The 13,619-nt window shown below is 62.8% G+C and carries 11 protein-coding genes; 5 read left to right on the top strand and 6 right to left on the bottom strand.

Features of this window, described 5'->3' with window-relative positions:
• The first annotated feature begins 2 nt into the window (after nucleotides 1-2).
• Both FNB15_RS04540 and FNB15_RS04535 read left to right on the top strand, forming a co-directional pair.
• Complete coding sequence (locus FNB15_RS04540; protein WP_144067567.1) at nucleotides 3-1,142, top strand: CobW family GTP-binding protein; 1,140 nt, start codon at nucleotides 3-5, stop codon at nucleotides 1,140-1,142.
• Nucleotides 1,142-2,182: a WD40 repeat domain-containing protein gene (locus FNB15_RS04535; protein WP_144258630.1), complete on the top strand. Its 1,041-nt coding sequence runs from the start codon at nucleotides 1,142-1,144 to the stop codon at nucleotides 2,180-2,182. The genes FNB15_RS04540 and FNB15_RS04535 overlap by 1 nt, the downstream gene beginning before the upstream one ends.
• Here the strand turns inward: FNB15_RS04535 and holA are convergent, their stop codons facing one another.
• From holA to FNB15_RS04515, 4 genes are read right to left on the bottom strand one after another with little or no spacing between them, the layout of a single operon-like run.
• Nucleotides 2,183-3,199, bottom strand: a complete 1,017-nt coding sequence (holA, locus tag FNB15_RS04530; protein WP_144067566.1) for a DNA polymerase III subunit delta — start codon at nucleotides 3,197-3,199, stop codon at nucleotides 2,183-2,185. It abuts the gene before it with no gap.
• Entirely contained in the window at nucleotides 3,196-3,828 is a 633-nt protein-coding gene (locus tag FNB15_RS04525; protein ID WP_144067565.1) for an LPS assembly lipoprotein LptE, read from the bottom strand. The genes holA and FNB15_RS04525 overlap by 4 nt, the downstream gene beginning before the upstream one ends.
• Entirely contained in the window at nucleotides 3,815-6,385 is a 2,571-nt protein-coding gene (leuS, locus tag FNB15_RS04520) for a leucine--tRNA ligase (protein WP_144067564.1), read from the bottom strand. Before leuS ends, FNB15_RS04525 begins: the two co-directional genes overlap by 14 nt.
• Nucleotides 6,386-6,433: 48 nt before the next feature.
• Nucleotides 6,434-6,964 carry a DUF3576 domain-containing protein gene (locus FNB15_RS04515; RefSeq protein ID WP_144067563.1) on the bottom strand — a complete coding sequence of 177 codons (531 nt, stop codon included), beginning with the start codon at nucleotides 6,962-6,964 and terminating at the stop codon, nucleotides 6,434-6,436.
• A 228-nt stretch (nucleotides 6,965-7,192) separates the two neighbouring features.
• On the opposite strand from FNB15_RS04515, the gene FNB15_RS04510 reads away from it, so the two are divergent.
• From FNB15_RS04510 to FNB15_RS04500, 3 genes are all read left to right on the top strand, one after another.
• On the top strand, nucleotides 7,193-8,083 hold the full coding sequence (locus tag FNB15_RS04510) for a class I SAM-dependent DNA methyltransferase (RefSeq protein WP_144067562.1): 891 nt from the start codon (nucleotides 7,193-7,195) through the stop codon (nucleotides 8,081-8,083).
• A gap of 290 nt (nucleotides 8,084-8,373) precedes the next feature.
• The gene (locus FNB15_RS04505; protein ID WP_144067561.1) at nucleotides 8,374-9,567 is read left to right on the top strand and encodes a porin; all 1,194 of its coding nucleotides are present in this window, start codon (nucleotides 8,374-8,376) and stop codon (nucleotides 9,565-9,567) included.
• A 342-nt stretch (nucleotides 9,568-9,909) separates the two neighbouring features.
• Nucleotides 9,910-11,199: a porin gene (locus tag FNB15_RS04500; RefSeq protein ID WP_144067560.1), complete on the top strand. Its 1,290-nt coding sequence runs from the start codon at nucleotides 9,910-9,912 to the stop codon at nucleotides 11,197-11,199.
• 80 nt (nucleotides 11,200-11,279) lie between these two features.
• Here FNB15_RS04500 and FNB15_RS04495 read toward each other — a convergent pair whose 3' ends face one another.
• The gene (locus FNB15_RS04495) at nucleotides 11,280-12,026 is read right to left on the bottom strand and encodes a class I SAM-dependent methyltransferase (protein WP_185973711.1); all 747 of its coding nucleotides are present in this window, start codon (nucleotides 12,024-12,026) and stop codon (nucleotides 11,280-11,282) included.
• 25 nt (nucleotides 12,027-12,051) lie between these two features.
• Nucleotides 12,052-13,614, bottom strand: a complete 1,563-nt coding sequence (ubiB, locus tag FNB15_RS04490) for a 2-polyprenylphenol 6-hydroxylase (RefSeq protein ID WP_144067558.1) — start codon at nucleotides 13,612-13,614, stop codon at nucleotides 12,052-12,054.
• Between the last annotated feature and the right edge of the window lie 5 nt (nucleotides 13,615-13,619).

Below are 13,619 nucleotides of genomic sequence, written 5' to 3'. Positions count from 1 at the left end.
TTATGTCGCAGTCATTGCCTTCCTCGGCCGATTTCAGCAAGACGCCCGTCACCGTTCTGACCGGCTATCTGGGTGCCGGCAAGACCACCCTGCTGAACCGCATCCTGACCGAGAATCACGGCAAGAAATACGCCGTCATCATCAATGAATTCGGTGAAATCGGCATCGACAACGAGCTGGTCGTGGATGCCGATGAAGAAGTCTTCGAAATGAACAACGGCTGCATCTGCTGCACCGTGCGCGGCGACCTGATCCGCATCATCGAGGGCCTGTTCAAGCGCAAGGATCGTTTCGATGCCATCGTGGTGGAAACCACCGGCCTCGCCGATCCCGGCCCGGTGGCGCAGACCTTCTTTGTCGATGACGACGTGTCGCGCCGCGCGCGCCTCGATTCCATCGTGACCGTGGTGGATGCGCGCCATCTGCCGGCGCGCCTGAAGGACAGCCGCGAAGCGGAAGAACAGATCGCCTTTGCCGATGTGATCGTGCTGAACAAGACCGATCTGGTCAGCCCGGCCGAACTGGCCGAGGTCGAGCGCCGTATCCGCAGCGTCAATCGTTTCGCGCAGATCCATCACGCGACCCGCTGCGACGTCGCGCTGGACAAGGTGCTGGACCGCGGCGCCTTCGACCTCAACCGCATCCTCGATCTCGAGCCGGATTTCCTGAAGAACAATCCGGCGCATGGCGAAGCCGGGCATGTGCATGACGACCATTGTGGCCATGATCACCACCATCATGACCATGGGCATGATCACGGCCATCATCACAATCCGGCGCATGGCGAAGCCGGCCATGTGCATGACGAACATTGCGGCCACGATCACGGCGACAGCATCCACGACACCACCGTCAAGAGCGTGTCGCTCAAGCTCGACACGCCGGTCGATTCGCGCAAATTCGATGCCTGGATCAGCGAACTGCTGGCCACCCAGGGCCAGGACATCCTGCGCAGCAAGGGCATCCTGGATTTCAAGGGCAGCGACAAGCGCTTCGTCTTCCAGGCGGTGCATATGATCAAGGACGGCGACTTCCAGCGCGACTGGCGCAGCGACGAAGACCGCTTCTCGCGGCTGGTCTTCATCGGCCGTGAGCTGGATCGCGACGCCCTGCAGAAGGGCTTTGAGGGTTGCCGCGCCTGATGTCGACCGCACAGACCGCAGCACCCGGCGCGCAGATCGGATTCCGGGCCTATCTCTGGCAGTTCAAGTCTGGCGTGGTGGCCGTGGCCTCCGCTGAATCTGCCGGCCATGCCGGCTTCGGCCTGGGCGACGGTTCGATCGCGCTGCGGCCGTTCGACAATCCGGAGGCCGAAACCACGCGGCGGCTGATCGCGCATCCCGATGCCACGCTGCTGTGCCTGGCCGCCGCGCCCGATGGCGAAGGCTTCGTCTCCGGCGGCGATGACGGCCGTCTGATGCTGACGACGGTGAGCGGCGAGGGCCAGGAGTTGGCAACGGTGCCGCGCAAATGGATCGAACAGCTTGCGGTCTCCGAAGGCGGCATCGTGTATGGCGCCGGCAAGCGCGTCGGCCTGCTGAATGCACGCGGCGAACCGGTGGCCACCTTCGACGATCATCCCAGCACGGTCACCGGGCTGGCCTTCAATCCCAAAGGCAAGCGCTTTGCGGTGTCGCATTACGGCGGCGTGTCGTTGTGGTGGTGCAAGGCGGAAACCCAGCCGGCCAAGCGGCTGAACTGGAAAAGCTCGCATCTCACGGTCACCTGGTCGCCGGACGGCAAGTTCGTCATGACGGCGACGCAGGAAAACGAGATGCATGGCTGGCGGCTGTCGGACAGCGCCGATATGCGCATGAGCGGCTATCCGAACAAGCCGCGCAGTCTGAGCTGGTCGAAGGATGGCCGCTGGCTCGCCACCTCGGGCGCCGAAGTGGTGGTGGTGTGGGATTGCAAGGGCAAGGGCCCGATGGGCACCGCGCCGATGGAGCTCAATCGCGGCGCCGTCGTCACCGCCGTTGCCTTCCATCCGCGACTGGGCATGGTGGCGTCAGGCGACGTGAACGGCCTGATCAAGCTCGGACGCGTGAATGATGAAACCAGTATCGACATGGAACAGCTCGGTCGCTCTCCGGTGACGGCGCTGACCTGGAGCCGCGACGGCCGTTACCTGATCGCCGGCGGCGAAGACGGCTCGGCCGGCATCCTCGATTTCGGTGAGTGATTAGCGCTTCACCTGGGCAGCGCGCGCGATGCGCAGCAGGGCGTCGCCGCAGGCGCTGGCCGCCGGCATGCCGGTGCTCTTGGCCATCAGTTCGGCATCGGTGAGGATTTCCAGCGCACGCATCAGACGGTCGCTCGACCACTGGCGCATCTGCTTCTCGAATCCGGCGCTGCGCGTCCAGTGCACGCCCAGCCGTTTCGGATCCATCACATTGCCGGCCTCGCGGCTGGCGGCAGCCAGATGCAACTTTTGGCCGTGCTTCTGCGCCACGCGCAAAATCGCCACCGGCGATTCACCGGCGCCTTCGCAGCGCGTCAACGCATCGGTCAGGTGGTTGAAGTCGCCGCCGAATGCGGCAAAGGCGGCGTCATCCAGGAACAGCGTGGAGCTGTCGCCGATCACGGCTTCGCAGTCTTCCAGGCTGATCGGCGTGGCCTCGTCGCCCTTGTAGAGCAGCAGCTTGGTGATCTCGCCGCGCGTGATCATGCGGTCGGCGCCAAGATTGTCGAGCAGATAGGCCATGGCGTCCGGCGCGATCTTCTTGCCAGCTTCCTTGATCATATCCTCGGCCAGGCCCTGCAGCGCGCGGTTGTCGTCAGCGTAGCAGCCAAGGGCAACGCCGATGGCGGCGTCTTCGAAAGCGACGCGCAGGGACGAGCGCGGCGTGAGTTCGCCGGCTTCGACCACGATCAGTGCATCGCCGATCGCGGCCTCGAAGAATCCGGCAAACAGCTTGCCATTGCGGTCGCCAGCGCCGGAGATCATCACGACACGGCGGCCACCGGTCAGCGCCATCGCGGCCGCTTCATCAGCCAGCCGGGCCGGATCATCCTGCAACTGCGCGCCGGTCAGCGTGACGACGCGGAACGGATCACTCAGATCGGGGCAGGCGCTTTGCGCGATGGCCTTGGCGCGCTCGCGGATCAGGCCGGCATCGCTGCCGAACAGCAGTATCGCGCGGATATCAGGTCGTGGCCGCTTGACGAAGCCCTCGACCTCGCGCGCGGCCAGCTTCATTGCAGCAGACCGCGCTGCAGTTCAGGACGCTGTTCCGCGGGTAACGGCTGTGCCGGCGGCTGCGGGTTGAACCGCTGATCCTCCATCCGCTGCCGTTCCAGCGCGCGACGCTCCATTTCCGGACGGCGGTCGAAGTAATTGCCCAGACGCAGGCGGATCTGCTCGGCGACGTCACGCAGTGCGCGCTCCCGCGCATTCTTTTCGCTGACCAGATTGGCGTAATCCGCCAAGGTCACGTTATACGAGGCCTGGCTGCTTGCCGAAATCGAGGTCCGGATGGCCCCGGTCTGATAATCCCGCAGAGAGACAGATGCGCTGAGCTGCAGATTGTTGCGGGTGATTTCCTCGCTACGGGTCACAAACACCGAACCGACCGATTCGGTGAGACGGTATTCCAGCCGGTACAGCGGACGGTCCGGCTGGCCATAAGGCGTCAAGCTATCAAGCAGGAAGTTGCGCAGCTGCTGCGAGGGACGATCCTCGGGCTGTGCGATGCTGATCTGTGAGAAGTCCCGCACCGTATCGGTATTGCCGGTCTGCTTGTATAGCGGCCGAAAGCCGCAGCCGGCCACAACGCCAGCCAGCAGCAGGCTGATCGCCAGCGTGCGAATCTGGCTAGACCACGACATTGACGATCCGGTTCGGCACGATGATCACCTTGCGAACGGGTTTGCCATCGATGGCACGCACGACATTGTCGTTGGCCAACGCGAGCTTTTCCAGATCGGGTTGTGCCATGTCGCGCGCCACTTCGATGGTGGCGCGCAGCTTGCCGGAGACCTGCACCGCGATGGTGACGGTCTCGTCGCGCGCCAGATCGGCATCGGCGACCGGCCAGGGCTGCTCCAGCAGCAGGCCATCATGGCCCAGCGCCTGCCAGATTTCCTCGGCCAGGTGCGGCACCATCGGACCAATCAGCTTGGCGAGCGATTCCAGTGCCTCGCGGCGCGCCCAGGCTGTTGCCGCGTCGTCGCCCCTGGCGGCTTCCAGCAGATTGGCGAATTCGTGGATGCGCGCGACGGCCTTGTTGAAATGGAACTGCTCGAGATCCTGGGTCAGGGCGGCGATGGTCTTGTGCAGTTCGCGGCGCAGCTCCTGCGCGGCTTGCGGCCAGTCGGACGGCTTGCCTGCCGCTTTGGCGGCGATCGGTCCGCGCGGTTCGGACACCAGGCGCCACAAACGCTGGGTGAAGCGCCAGGCGCCTTCGACGCCGGACTCGCTCCATTCCAGATCGCGTTCCGGCGGGCTGTCCGACAGCATGAACCAGCGCGCGGTGTCGGCGCCGTAGGTATCGATGATCAGGCCGGGGTCGATGACGTTTTTCTTCGACTTCGACATCTTCTCGGTGCGGCCCACCGTCACCGGCTCGTTGGTGCGGATATGCACCACCTTGCCGCTGTCCTTCTTCACTTCGGTCGGCTCCAGCCAGGTGCCGGAGGCATCCCTGTAGGTCTCATGGCAGACCATGCCCTGTGTGAACAGGCCGGCGAAAGGTTCGCCGCTTTTCAGCGACAGATGCCCGGTATCGCGCAATGCGCGGGTAAAGAAGCGCGAATACAGCAGGTGCAGGATCGCATGCTCGATGCCGCCGATATACTGATCGACCGGCATCCAGTAATCGACTTCTTCCTGCACCATCGGCAGCTCCGCGCGCGGGCTGCAGAAACGGGCGAAATACCACGAACTGTCGACGAAGGTGTCGCAGGTATCGGTCTCGCGACGCGCGGCCTTGCCGCAGGTCGGGCAGTTCACATGCTTCCAGGTCGGATGGTGATCCAGCGGATTGCCCGGCTTGTCGAAGGTGACATCGTCGGGCAGCTGCACCGGCAAGTCCTGCTTCGGCACCGGCACGATGCCGCAGTCCTCGCAATGGATCACCGGAATCGGGCAACCCCAGTAGCGCTGGCGCGATACGCCCCAGTCGCGCAGTCGGAAGGTGACAGTGCCTTCTCCGGCCTTGAGCTCTTCCAGCTTTTTGATCGCGGCGCGCTTGGCGGCCGCCACATCCAGGCCGTTGAGGAAATCGGAATTGACCGCAACCGTATTGTCGGTCTCGGTGAAAGCCTCGGTGCCGATCTCGACATTCGCCTGGCCTTTGGGCGCGACGACGGCCTTTACGGTCAGGTCGTATTTGCGGGCGAAATCCAGGTCGCGCTGGTCATGGCCCGGGCAGCCGAAGATCGCGCCGGTGCCGTATTCCATTAGCACGAAATTCGCCACATAGACCGGCAGGGTCCAGTCCGGGTCGAAGGGATGTACCGCCTCGATATTGATGCGATAGCCCTTCTTTTCGGCCTTCTCCAGTTCAGCTTCCGCCGTGCCGCTCTGGCGGCATTCCTCGATGAAGGCGGCGAGTTTCGGATCGTTCTTCGCGGCTTCGGCGGCCAGCGGATGATCGGCGGCAATCGCAACGAAGCTGGCGCCGAACAGCGTGTCGGGCCGCGTCGAATAGACTTCGACCTTGTCGGAACGGTCCTGCAGCGCAAATGCGAAACGCGCGCCTTCGGATTTGCCGATCCAGTTCTGCTGCATCAGCTTGACGCGCTCGGGCCAGCGCTCAAGGCCGGTCTGCAGCGCATCGAGCAGATCGTCGGCGTAATTCGTGATTTTCAGGAACCACTGCGACAGCTTGCGGCGCTCGACCACGGCGCCCGAACGCCAGCCGCGGCCATCGATCACCTGCTCGTTGGCGAGCACGGTATGATCGACCGGATCCCAGTTGACGAAGCTTTCCTTGCGGTCGATCAGACCGGCCTTGAGGAAATCGAGGAAGATTTCCTGCTGATACTTGTAATAACCCGGATGGCAGGTCGCGAATTCGCGGCTCCAGTCGAGCGACAGGCCCATGCGCTGCAGCTCGGCGCGCATGTTGGCGATGTTGTCGTAAGTCCAGGCGGCGGGATGAATCTTCTTTTCCTGCGCGGCGTTTTCCGCCGGCAGACCGAAGGCGTCCCAGCCCATCGGGTGCAGCACGTTGAAGCCGCGGGCGCGCTTGTAGCGGGCGACGACGTCGCCCAGCGTGTAGTTGCGCACATGCCCCATGTGGATGCGTCCCGACGGATAGGGAAACATCTCCAGCACGTAGTATTTCGGACGCTTGGGGTCAGCTTCGGCACGAAAGGCCTGGCGTTCGTTCCAGGCGGCTTGCCACTTGGTTTCGACCGCCTTGGCGTTATAGCGGGACATCAACGGTTCCGGTGTTAGACGTATGCGGGTGTTCGGGAGGGGCGTCGCTCAGCGGCGCGCCTCAGCTTCCATGCGGAATTCGCGGGCGCGCTGCAGGATGGCGTTTTCCATGCTCACCGCCGTGTTGGGCGCCGGCGCCTGGTCGGCCCAGTTGTCGCCCTGGCGGACCTGGCGGAATACCGCGACGCGGATGCCGTCGGCGCGCAGCGCGCGGTCGAGGATGTAGACATTCACCTTGAAGCGCTCGGCCGGCGTCTGCTGCGGCGTGTACCAGTCGGTGATGATCACACCGCCGAACGGGTCGGCCGAAACCAGCGGCATGAACGACACGGTGTCGAGCGTGGCGCGCCACAGGAAGCTGTTGACGCCGATACCGCCGCCACTGCCTTCATCCTTCTTCTGGTTGCCACCGAGCAGGTTAAGGCCGCCGGCGCCGAAGATCGACTGCCGTGGACCGGTGGGGGACGGGTCGTAGTTGCCGTACTGGTTCTTTTCCGGGTAATAGGTCTGGGTCTCGCCATCACCCTTCGCGGCGCAGCCGCCCAGCGCGAGCAGAGCCGCCAAAGCAGAAACCAGCATCGCTCCGCGATGCGGAAAATCCCGTCGGTAGGAACGGGTTGGGCGCACAGACGCCATCGTGGCAACCTCCAGAAACGCATACTGCAGCAATGGATGGCGCAGTCTATAACAGGCCCGGTTGACCGGCCAGTAGTACACCGTGGAATTGCCGGGGGATTAGCAGGATTGTCAGGCCGGGCAAAAGGGCTTAAGCCCGCCGGACCCGGAGTCGGCCAGAGTCGGTAGAACATGAATTCGAACATGCAGTCGGCGCAGGATCTTTTGCAGCTCGCCTGGCAGGCCCAGGCGGCGGGACAGCTCGACCGGGCCATCGAAATCTACCGTAAAACGCTCGGACTGCAGGAAACCGCCCCGGCCTGGCTCGGGCTTGGCCAGTGCCAGCTCGAACGCAAGGATACGCAGGCGGCGCTCGCGGCTTTTCGCCAGGCATTGGCACTGATGCCGCAATCCGGCGCAATCCGGCATATGGTCGATATGCTGGACGGCAGCCGGGTGCCTGACAGGGCGCCCGACGACTATGTCGTCTGGGTTTTCGACGGCCATGCCGAGAGTTTCGAGGCCCATCTGGCGGCCCTGAACTATCGTGGGCCGCAGATGGTTGCCGGTCTGATCGAAGGAATCTGGGACCGCGATGGCAGTCGGGCAATCCTCGATCTGGGCTGCGGCACCGGGCTGAATGCGCCGGTATTCAAGCCTTACGCGGCACGACTGGATGGCGTCGATCTCGCCCCGCGCATGCTGCAGCAGTCGGCCCGTCGCGGCGCTTACGACCATCTCTACAAGGCTGAAGCGCATGCCTTTCTGCGCCGTCCGCCCTGCCGCTACGACGCCGTCCTTGCTACCGATGTATTCATATATATCGGACAGCTAGACGAAATATTCTTTATTTCGGATCAATATCTTAACAAGAATGGCGAGCTTCTGTTCACCATCGAGCTGGCGGAAGGGGCGCAGCCGGTCGAATTGCGGTCCAGCGGTCGCTTCCGGCAGACCGACGACTATATCCGCAACCTGGCCGAGCGGGCCGGATTCGTTGTCGTTGTCACCCATGACGAGGCCCTGCGAATCGAAAACGGCACGCCGGAATCCGGCCGCGCCTATCGACTCGTGCGCCGCTAGCCCGCGGCTTTAACCACCCCTTCACACTTTTCGTTTCTGCAACAGCCCCGGCATAGTCGGTACCCTGCAGGTATATTGTTGTTTTAGAACGATAAAAATCGACTCACGGCGATTTTGTGTGGCTCAATTGCAACACAGGTTCCAAAAGTCTCGGCGAAAGTGCTGCTTTAATTGACACTTGTAGGGCGCAAATGGCTTGATCCTCAGCGATCAGCGGCCCGTCTGGCTGTTTGTTCAATGCTAGTGACTAGCACTGCAACCCTAATCCCGGTGGGAGAGGAAAGAGGAAAATGAAGAAGACTCTGCTTCTGCAAACGGCGCTCGTTGCCGCTGCCGGCCTGTTTGTGGCCGATATCGCTAACGCGCAGACCAAGGAAGTTCCGCTCGGCTTGACCGTTGGCGGCTACTACAACCAGCTCCTGCAGTGGCAGGACCGTTCGCCGAATGGCGGCCAGTCCGATCATGGCATCAAGCAGGACTCGGAAATCCATTTCAACTTCCGTGGCGTCCTCGCCAACGGCACCGTGATCGGTGGCCGTGTTGAACTGGAATCCGCCACCTATGGCGACCAGATCGACGAAGCCTACATGTTCATCGAACATGCTGAATTCGGCCGTACCGAAATCGGTTCGATGGATTCGCCCACCACCAAGATGATCTACGGTGCGCCGAACTCGCTGCCGAACTACAGCACCACGGTGCAGTCGGAATACTCGGCCGTGAACAACGCCCCGCTGATGCGTTTCGCCAACAACATGGACGATGCCAACCGCATCAACGCCTACACCGCTTCGAACCGCTACTTCGGCTCGAAGGCGGGCAAGGGCCTGCAGCTCGGCGTCGGCTACGCGCCGGATAACTGCCAGGATCTGACCACGGCCAGCGGCGCGGCTTCGGCCACTGCCGTGACTTCCGGTCAGCAGGGCTGCGGCACCGGTTTCTTCACCCCGAACACCGTTGTCGGTCTCGAGCAGCAGTTCAACGCTGGCGCCAACTACCTCGAATCGTTCGGCGCGTTCGACGTCGCCCTCTACGCTGGCTATAACAGCGTGAAGGTGATTGGCGCCGGTGCCGCGACCTCCCCGAGCAGCCGTGAGACCGGCTACCAGGGTGGCGCGCTGTTCACCTGGAACGTCGGCGACGGTTCGTCGGTGCAGTTCGGTGGCGCGATCACCAACGAAGACGTCACCGCTGTTCGTGAGCGCAAGGGCTGGACAGCCGGCGTGCGCTACCTGACCAACGGTGCGGCTCCGGGCTCGGTCGGTATCGGCTTTGAATATGCCGACCGCAACGAGAGCAACTCCTCCGGTGCGACCACCCGCGTGGGCGACCTGGAATACTGGCATGTCGGTCTGACCTACCAGGTCGCTGCCGGCATCCTGGGCTTCGCTGGCGTCGGCGTGTCCGACACCACCGATCACCCGACTGCCGCCAGCAACATCGACCAGACCTTCGGTGTTGTCGGTATCAACCTGACGTTCTAATTCGCTCCGCGAATTGGATGGAAAGGGCGGGGATTTTCCCCGCCCTTTTTCTTTTTTTGGCGTAATAATTCTTTCGGGACATTGAACCTCATCGCTGGCCGGCAGTTTCCAATTGTGACCGCCAAATGAATGCGTCCTATGCCTTGTGACGGTCGACACAGGAATGGATGCCCGATTTGCCACACCGTGCCGGAAACCTATCAGCGTCAGCAAAAATGCCGGCCACTGGCCCGGACCGGCGTTGACTTCAATCAGTAGGCGATCTTATTTCGTCGCGTGGTGAGCCGTGGGTCATTGCTTTGGCGCTGACAGGTCAATTCAAACCCCCAAGGGACCCCCCACATGAAAAAGACGCTCCTGCTCCAGACTGCCCTGGTTGCGACGGCCGGCCTGTTCCTCGCCGACATCGCTTCCGCCCAGACCAAGGAAGTGCCGATCGCCCTGACTCTTGGCGGCTACTTCACCACGGTCTTCAAGGCCGCCGATTTCGACAACAGCCGCACCCTGAATGGCCGTCAGAGCAACGCCTTCTCAACGGATGCCGAAATTTATTTCAACATCCGCGGCGTGTTGGCTGACGGTACCGTGATTGGTGGCCGTGTCGAACTCGAAGGCGAGACCGAAGGCGACCAGATCGACGAAGCCTATATGTATGTCGAGCGCAGCGACATCGGTCGTGCCGAAATCGGCTCGACTGACCGCGCCGCTTCCAAGATGGTCTTTGGCGCGCCTGTCGCGATTCCGGGCTATGGCACCATTGACCCGACCGGCTCGATCGCGATCACCAATGCACCGACCGGTGCGCGTACCAGCGGCAACTTCACCAAATTCTCCGGCGCGGTGGATGATGCCAACGGCATCAACCTCTATACCTCGGCCAACCGCTACTTTGGCTCCAAGGCGGGCAAAGGCTTGCAGCTCGGCGTCTCCTACACACCGGATGGCTGCCAGGACTTGACCTCGACCAACAACAGCGCCTTCGCCTCGGCGCCGACGCAGATCGGCTGCGGCGGCGGCTTCACCACCCGCAACGATGCTGGGCAGGTGTCGCGCGCCTACACCTACGCCGCTAATTACCTTGAGTCCTTCGGTGCGTTCGATGTCGGCGTCTTCGGTGCCTACAACCGCTTCGACATCGAGGCGAACAGCGCCGGCACGCTGGCCAATGGATCGGCCACCGTGCTGAAGAGTGAAGGCCTGGAGGGCTGGGCGGTTGGCACTACGGTGACCTACAACATCGGCGATGGTTCGTCGGTGCAGGTCGGTGGCGCCTGGAAGAAGGAAGAGATGGGCGTTGGTCCGAATGACGAGCGCAATGTCTACACCGCGGGTGCACGTTACCTCACCAACGGCACCAATCCGGGCTCAATCGGTGTCGGCGTCGACTACGCCAAGACCAAGGCCGACCAGGGTAACATTGCCGGCAATACGGTCAGCGGTGAAGACGAGTACACCTGGTACTCGCTCGGTATGACCTACCAGGTTGCGCGCGGCATCCTCGGCTTCGGCGGCATCGGCCGGTATGAGTATGAAGACGCCATCGCAGCTGGCACGGTCGTCGGTGGAACTGCGCAGGCCGACAACAATGCCAAGGCGAATTTCGCCATCGTCGGCGTTCGCATGGACTTCTAAGTCAGGCCATTACGGCAAGACGGGAAAGGGCCGGGCAACTGGCCCTTTCTTTTTTAAAATGATGTGCCGTGCTGATCGTATCAGCCGGCCCGGCCCGGCTTGGTGGTCTCGAACACCAGGCAGGCCATCTTGTGGACGATCTGTTCGGAGACGAAGGCTGGCATCAAACGCACAAGCCAGGCCCGTGACCCCAGCCACTCGGTCAGGCATTGCACTTCCAGGTTCCGGATCGTGCCAATGCGCTGGCGGAAATTGTCGTGGATGATTTTACGCGGGCGGTAGTAGGTCCAGTTGTCGAGCCAGGTGCAGAAGTCTTCGCTCCACTGCCATTTCGGCTTATTTTTCTTGTGGTGCCCGAGGCCGAGGCTGCGCAGGGCATAAGCGTAGTAAACGCGGGAGCGGCTCAGCTTCGGGAACCAGTGGAGGAAGGGAATGCCGCAATGCCTTTCGCGCCACACGCTGCGATCAGGGAACAGGCTCAGTACCCTGCCGCCGGGCTTCAGGACGCGCGCCATCTCTTGCAGTACCAGGTCGAGATCAGGAACGTGCTCCAGCACCTGATTGTTGACGATCAGGTCGAAGCTCTCGTCCTCGAACGGGATGCGGTCACCTTCCATACGGCGAATGGTGCCATTCTCCAGCAGAACAGGCGGCACACGCCTGCTGTAATCGCCGCCGTCGTAAAAGACATCGCAACCATAAGCTTCCACGCCCTTTTCGATCATCATCTGAACGATGGTGCCGGCTCCGCAGCCATAATCCAGCACCTTGGCACCGGGCGATGCATTTGATCGCGCCCATCCTGCGCAGTATCTGTACATGTTCATATGCAGAATCTCTGTGCGTTTTGCCTCAGATGAACAGTGCCAGTACGAGCAGGGCAGCCACAGTCCACAGCGCCCAGAGCAGCGGGCGGCGGCGGCGCGCATTGGCCAGCGCCTGACTCTCGGCAAGTGCCGCGATGCTGGCCGGACTGAGCTGCAGGCCTTCCGTCTTGGTGGTTTCGGCCAACGTCTCGAGGTCGCGTGCCACCTGCGGCAGCTTGCGCGCGAAATCCATCATGCTGCCGGCGGTTTCGCGGATATAGGCTTCGGGCCCCATATGCTCGCGCGCCCAGTCCTCGATTACCGGGCGCGCCGCGTCCCAGAAATTGATCTCAGGGTCCAGGCTGCGCGCCACGCCTTCCACCGTCACCATGGTCTTCTGCAGGAGCAGCAGATGGGTCTGCGTCTGCATGCCGAAGGTCTCGGTGATCTGGAACAGCTGCGCCAGCAGTCGGCCGACGGAGATTTCGGCTACCGGCCGATCCAGAATCGGTTCCCCGATCGAGCGGCAGGCCTGCGCAAAGGCGTCCACGCTGCGGTCGGCTGGCACGTAGCCGGCTTCGAAATGCACTTCAGCCGCGCGGCGCCAGTTGCCGGTCAGGAAGGCCCCCAGCATCTCGGCCATGAAGCGTCGGGTCTTCAGATCGAGCCGGCCCATGATACCAAAATCGACCAGTTCCAGTCGGCCGTCGGGGGCCACGAACAGGTTGCCGTGATGCATGTCGGCATGGAAATAACCGTCGCGCAGAGCCTGCTTCAGGAACACGCGGATCACGCGGTCGGCCACCACTGTCACGTCAATACCGCCAGCCACCAGTGCCGCGCGATCCTCGATCGGGGTACCGCTGATGCGCTGTACGGTCATCACGCGGCGGCCGGTGCGCTGCCAGTCGATGGCAGGTACGATCACATCGGCATCGTCGATGAAATTATCGCGCAGCTCCGAGGCCGCAGCAGCCTCCAGCCGCAGGTCGAGTTCGATCGACACCCATTCGGCCAGTGCCAGTACCACGTCGCGTGGCCGCAGCCGCGCCATGCCGGCGACATGGTGCTCCATCGTCTCGGCCAGCCAGGCAAACAGTTTGAGGTCCCGCGCAAATGCCGCTTCTACACCGGGACGCAGCACTTTCACCGCCACCGGCAGGCCCATCGACGTGGTGGCCAGATGCACCTGGGCCACGCTGGCGGCGGCCACCGGTACGATCGTGATATCGGCATAAAGCTGCTCGGGCGGCGCGCCGAGTTCAGCCGTCAGGATCGCATGCGCCTCTTCCCATGAAAACGGCGGCAGCTTGTCGCGCAGGCGGCCGAGATCCTCGGCAATCGCCGGGCCGACCATATCGGGCCGCACCGACAAGACCTGGCCGAGCTTGATGAAACTGGGGCCGAGATCGGCAAGGGCCGCCGCCAACCGCTCGCCTTCGCGCAGATCCGGACGACGCCGTCCGAACAACACCTGGAACAGGCGCAAGGCCTGCCGCGCGGTCGTACCGCCGACCGGGGCCTGCTGCAGCAGGAACAGCGCATCGTGCCGCGCCAAGCAGCGGCCAATTGCAAACAGGCGGAACAGGTGGCGCAGATTGGTCAGCACGGTGT

This window comes from Ferrovibrio terrae, assembly GCF_007197755.1.
In the GTDB taxonomy this organism is placed as follows: domain Bacteria; phylum Pseudomonadota; class Alphaproteobacteria; order Ferrovibrionales; family Ferrovibrionaceae; genus Ferrovibrio; species Ferrovibrio terrae.
This window is presented reverse-complemented; position numbering and strand designations above follow the sequence as displayed.

Excerpts from the sequence above, each read along its gene's own strand:
- FNB15_RS04540 (WP_144067567.1), top strand. The coding sequence starts at position 3 with ATGTCGCAGTCATTGCCTTCCTCGGCCGATTTCAGCAAGACGCCCGTC.
- FNB15_RS04535 (WP_144258630.1), top strand. The coding sequence starts at position 1,142 with ATGTCGACCGCACAGACCGCAGCACCCGGCGCGCAGATCGGATTCCGG.
- FNB15_RS04495 (WP_185973711.1), bottom strand. The coding sequence starts at position 12,026 with ATGAACATGTACAGATACTGCGCAGGATGGGCGCGATCAAATGCATCG.
- leuS (WP_144067564.1), bottom strand. The coding sequence starts at position 6,385 with ATGTCCCGCTATAACGCCAAGGCGGTCGAAACCAAGTGGCAAGCCGCC.
- holA (WP_144067566.1), bottom strand. The coding sequence starts at position 3,199 with ATGAAGCTGGCCGCGCGCGAGGTCGAGGGCTTCGTCAAGCGGCCACGA.
- FNB15_RS04510 (WP_144067562.1), top strand. The coding sequence starts at position 7,193 with ATGAATTCGAACATGCAGTCGGCGCAGGATCTTTTGCAGCTCGCCTGG.
- FNB15_RS04515 (WP_144067563.1), bottom strand. The coding sequence starts at position 6,964 with ATGCTGGTTTCTGCTTTGGCGGCTCTGCTCGCGCTGGGCGGCTGCGCC.
- FNB15_RS04525 (WP_144067565.1), bottom strand. The coding sequence starts at position 3,828 with ATGTCGTGGTCTAGCCAGATTCGCACGCTGGCGATCAGCCTGCTGCTG.
- FNB15_RS04500 (WP_144067560.1), top strand. The coding sequence starts at position 9,910 with ATGAAAAAGACGCTCCTGCTCCAGACTGCCCTGGTTGCGACGGCCGGC.
- FNB15_RS04505 (WP_144067561.1), top strand. The coding sequence starts at position 8,374 with ATGAAGAAGACTCTGCTTCTGCAAACGGCGCTCGTTGCCGCTGCCGGC.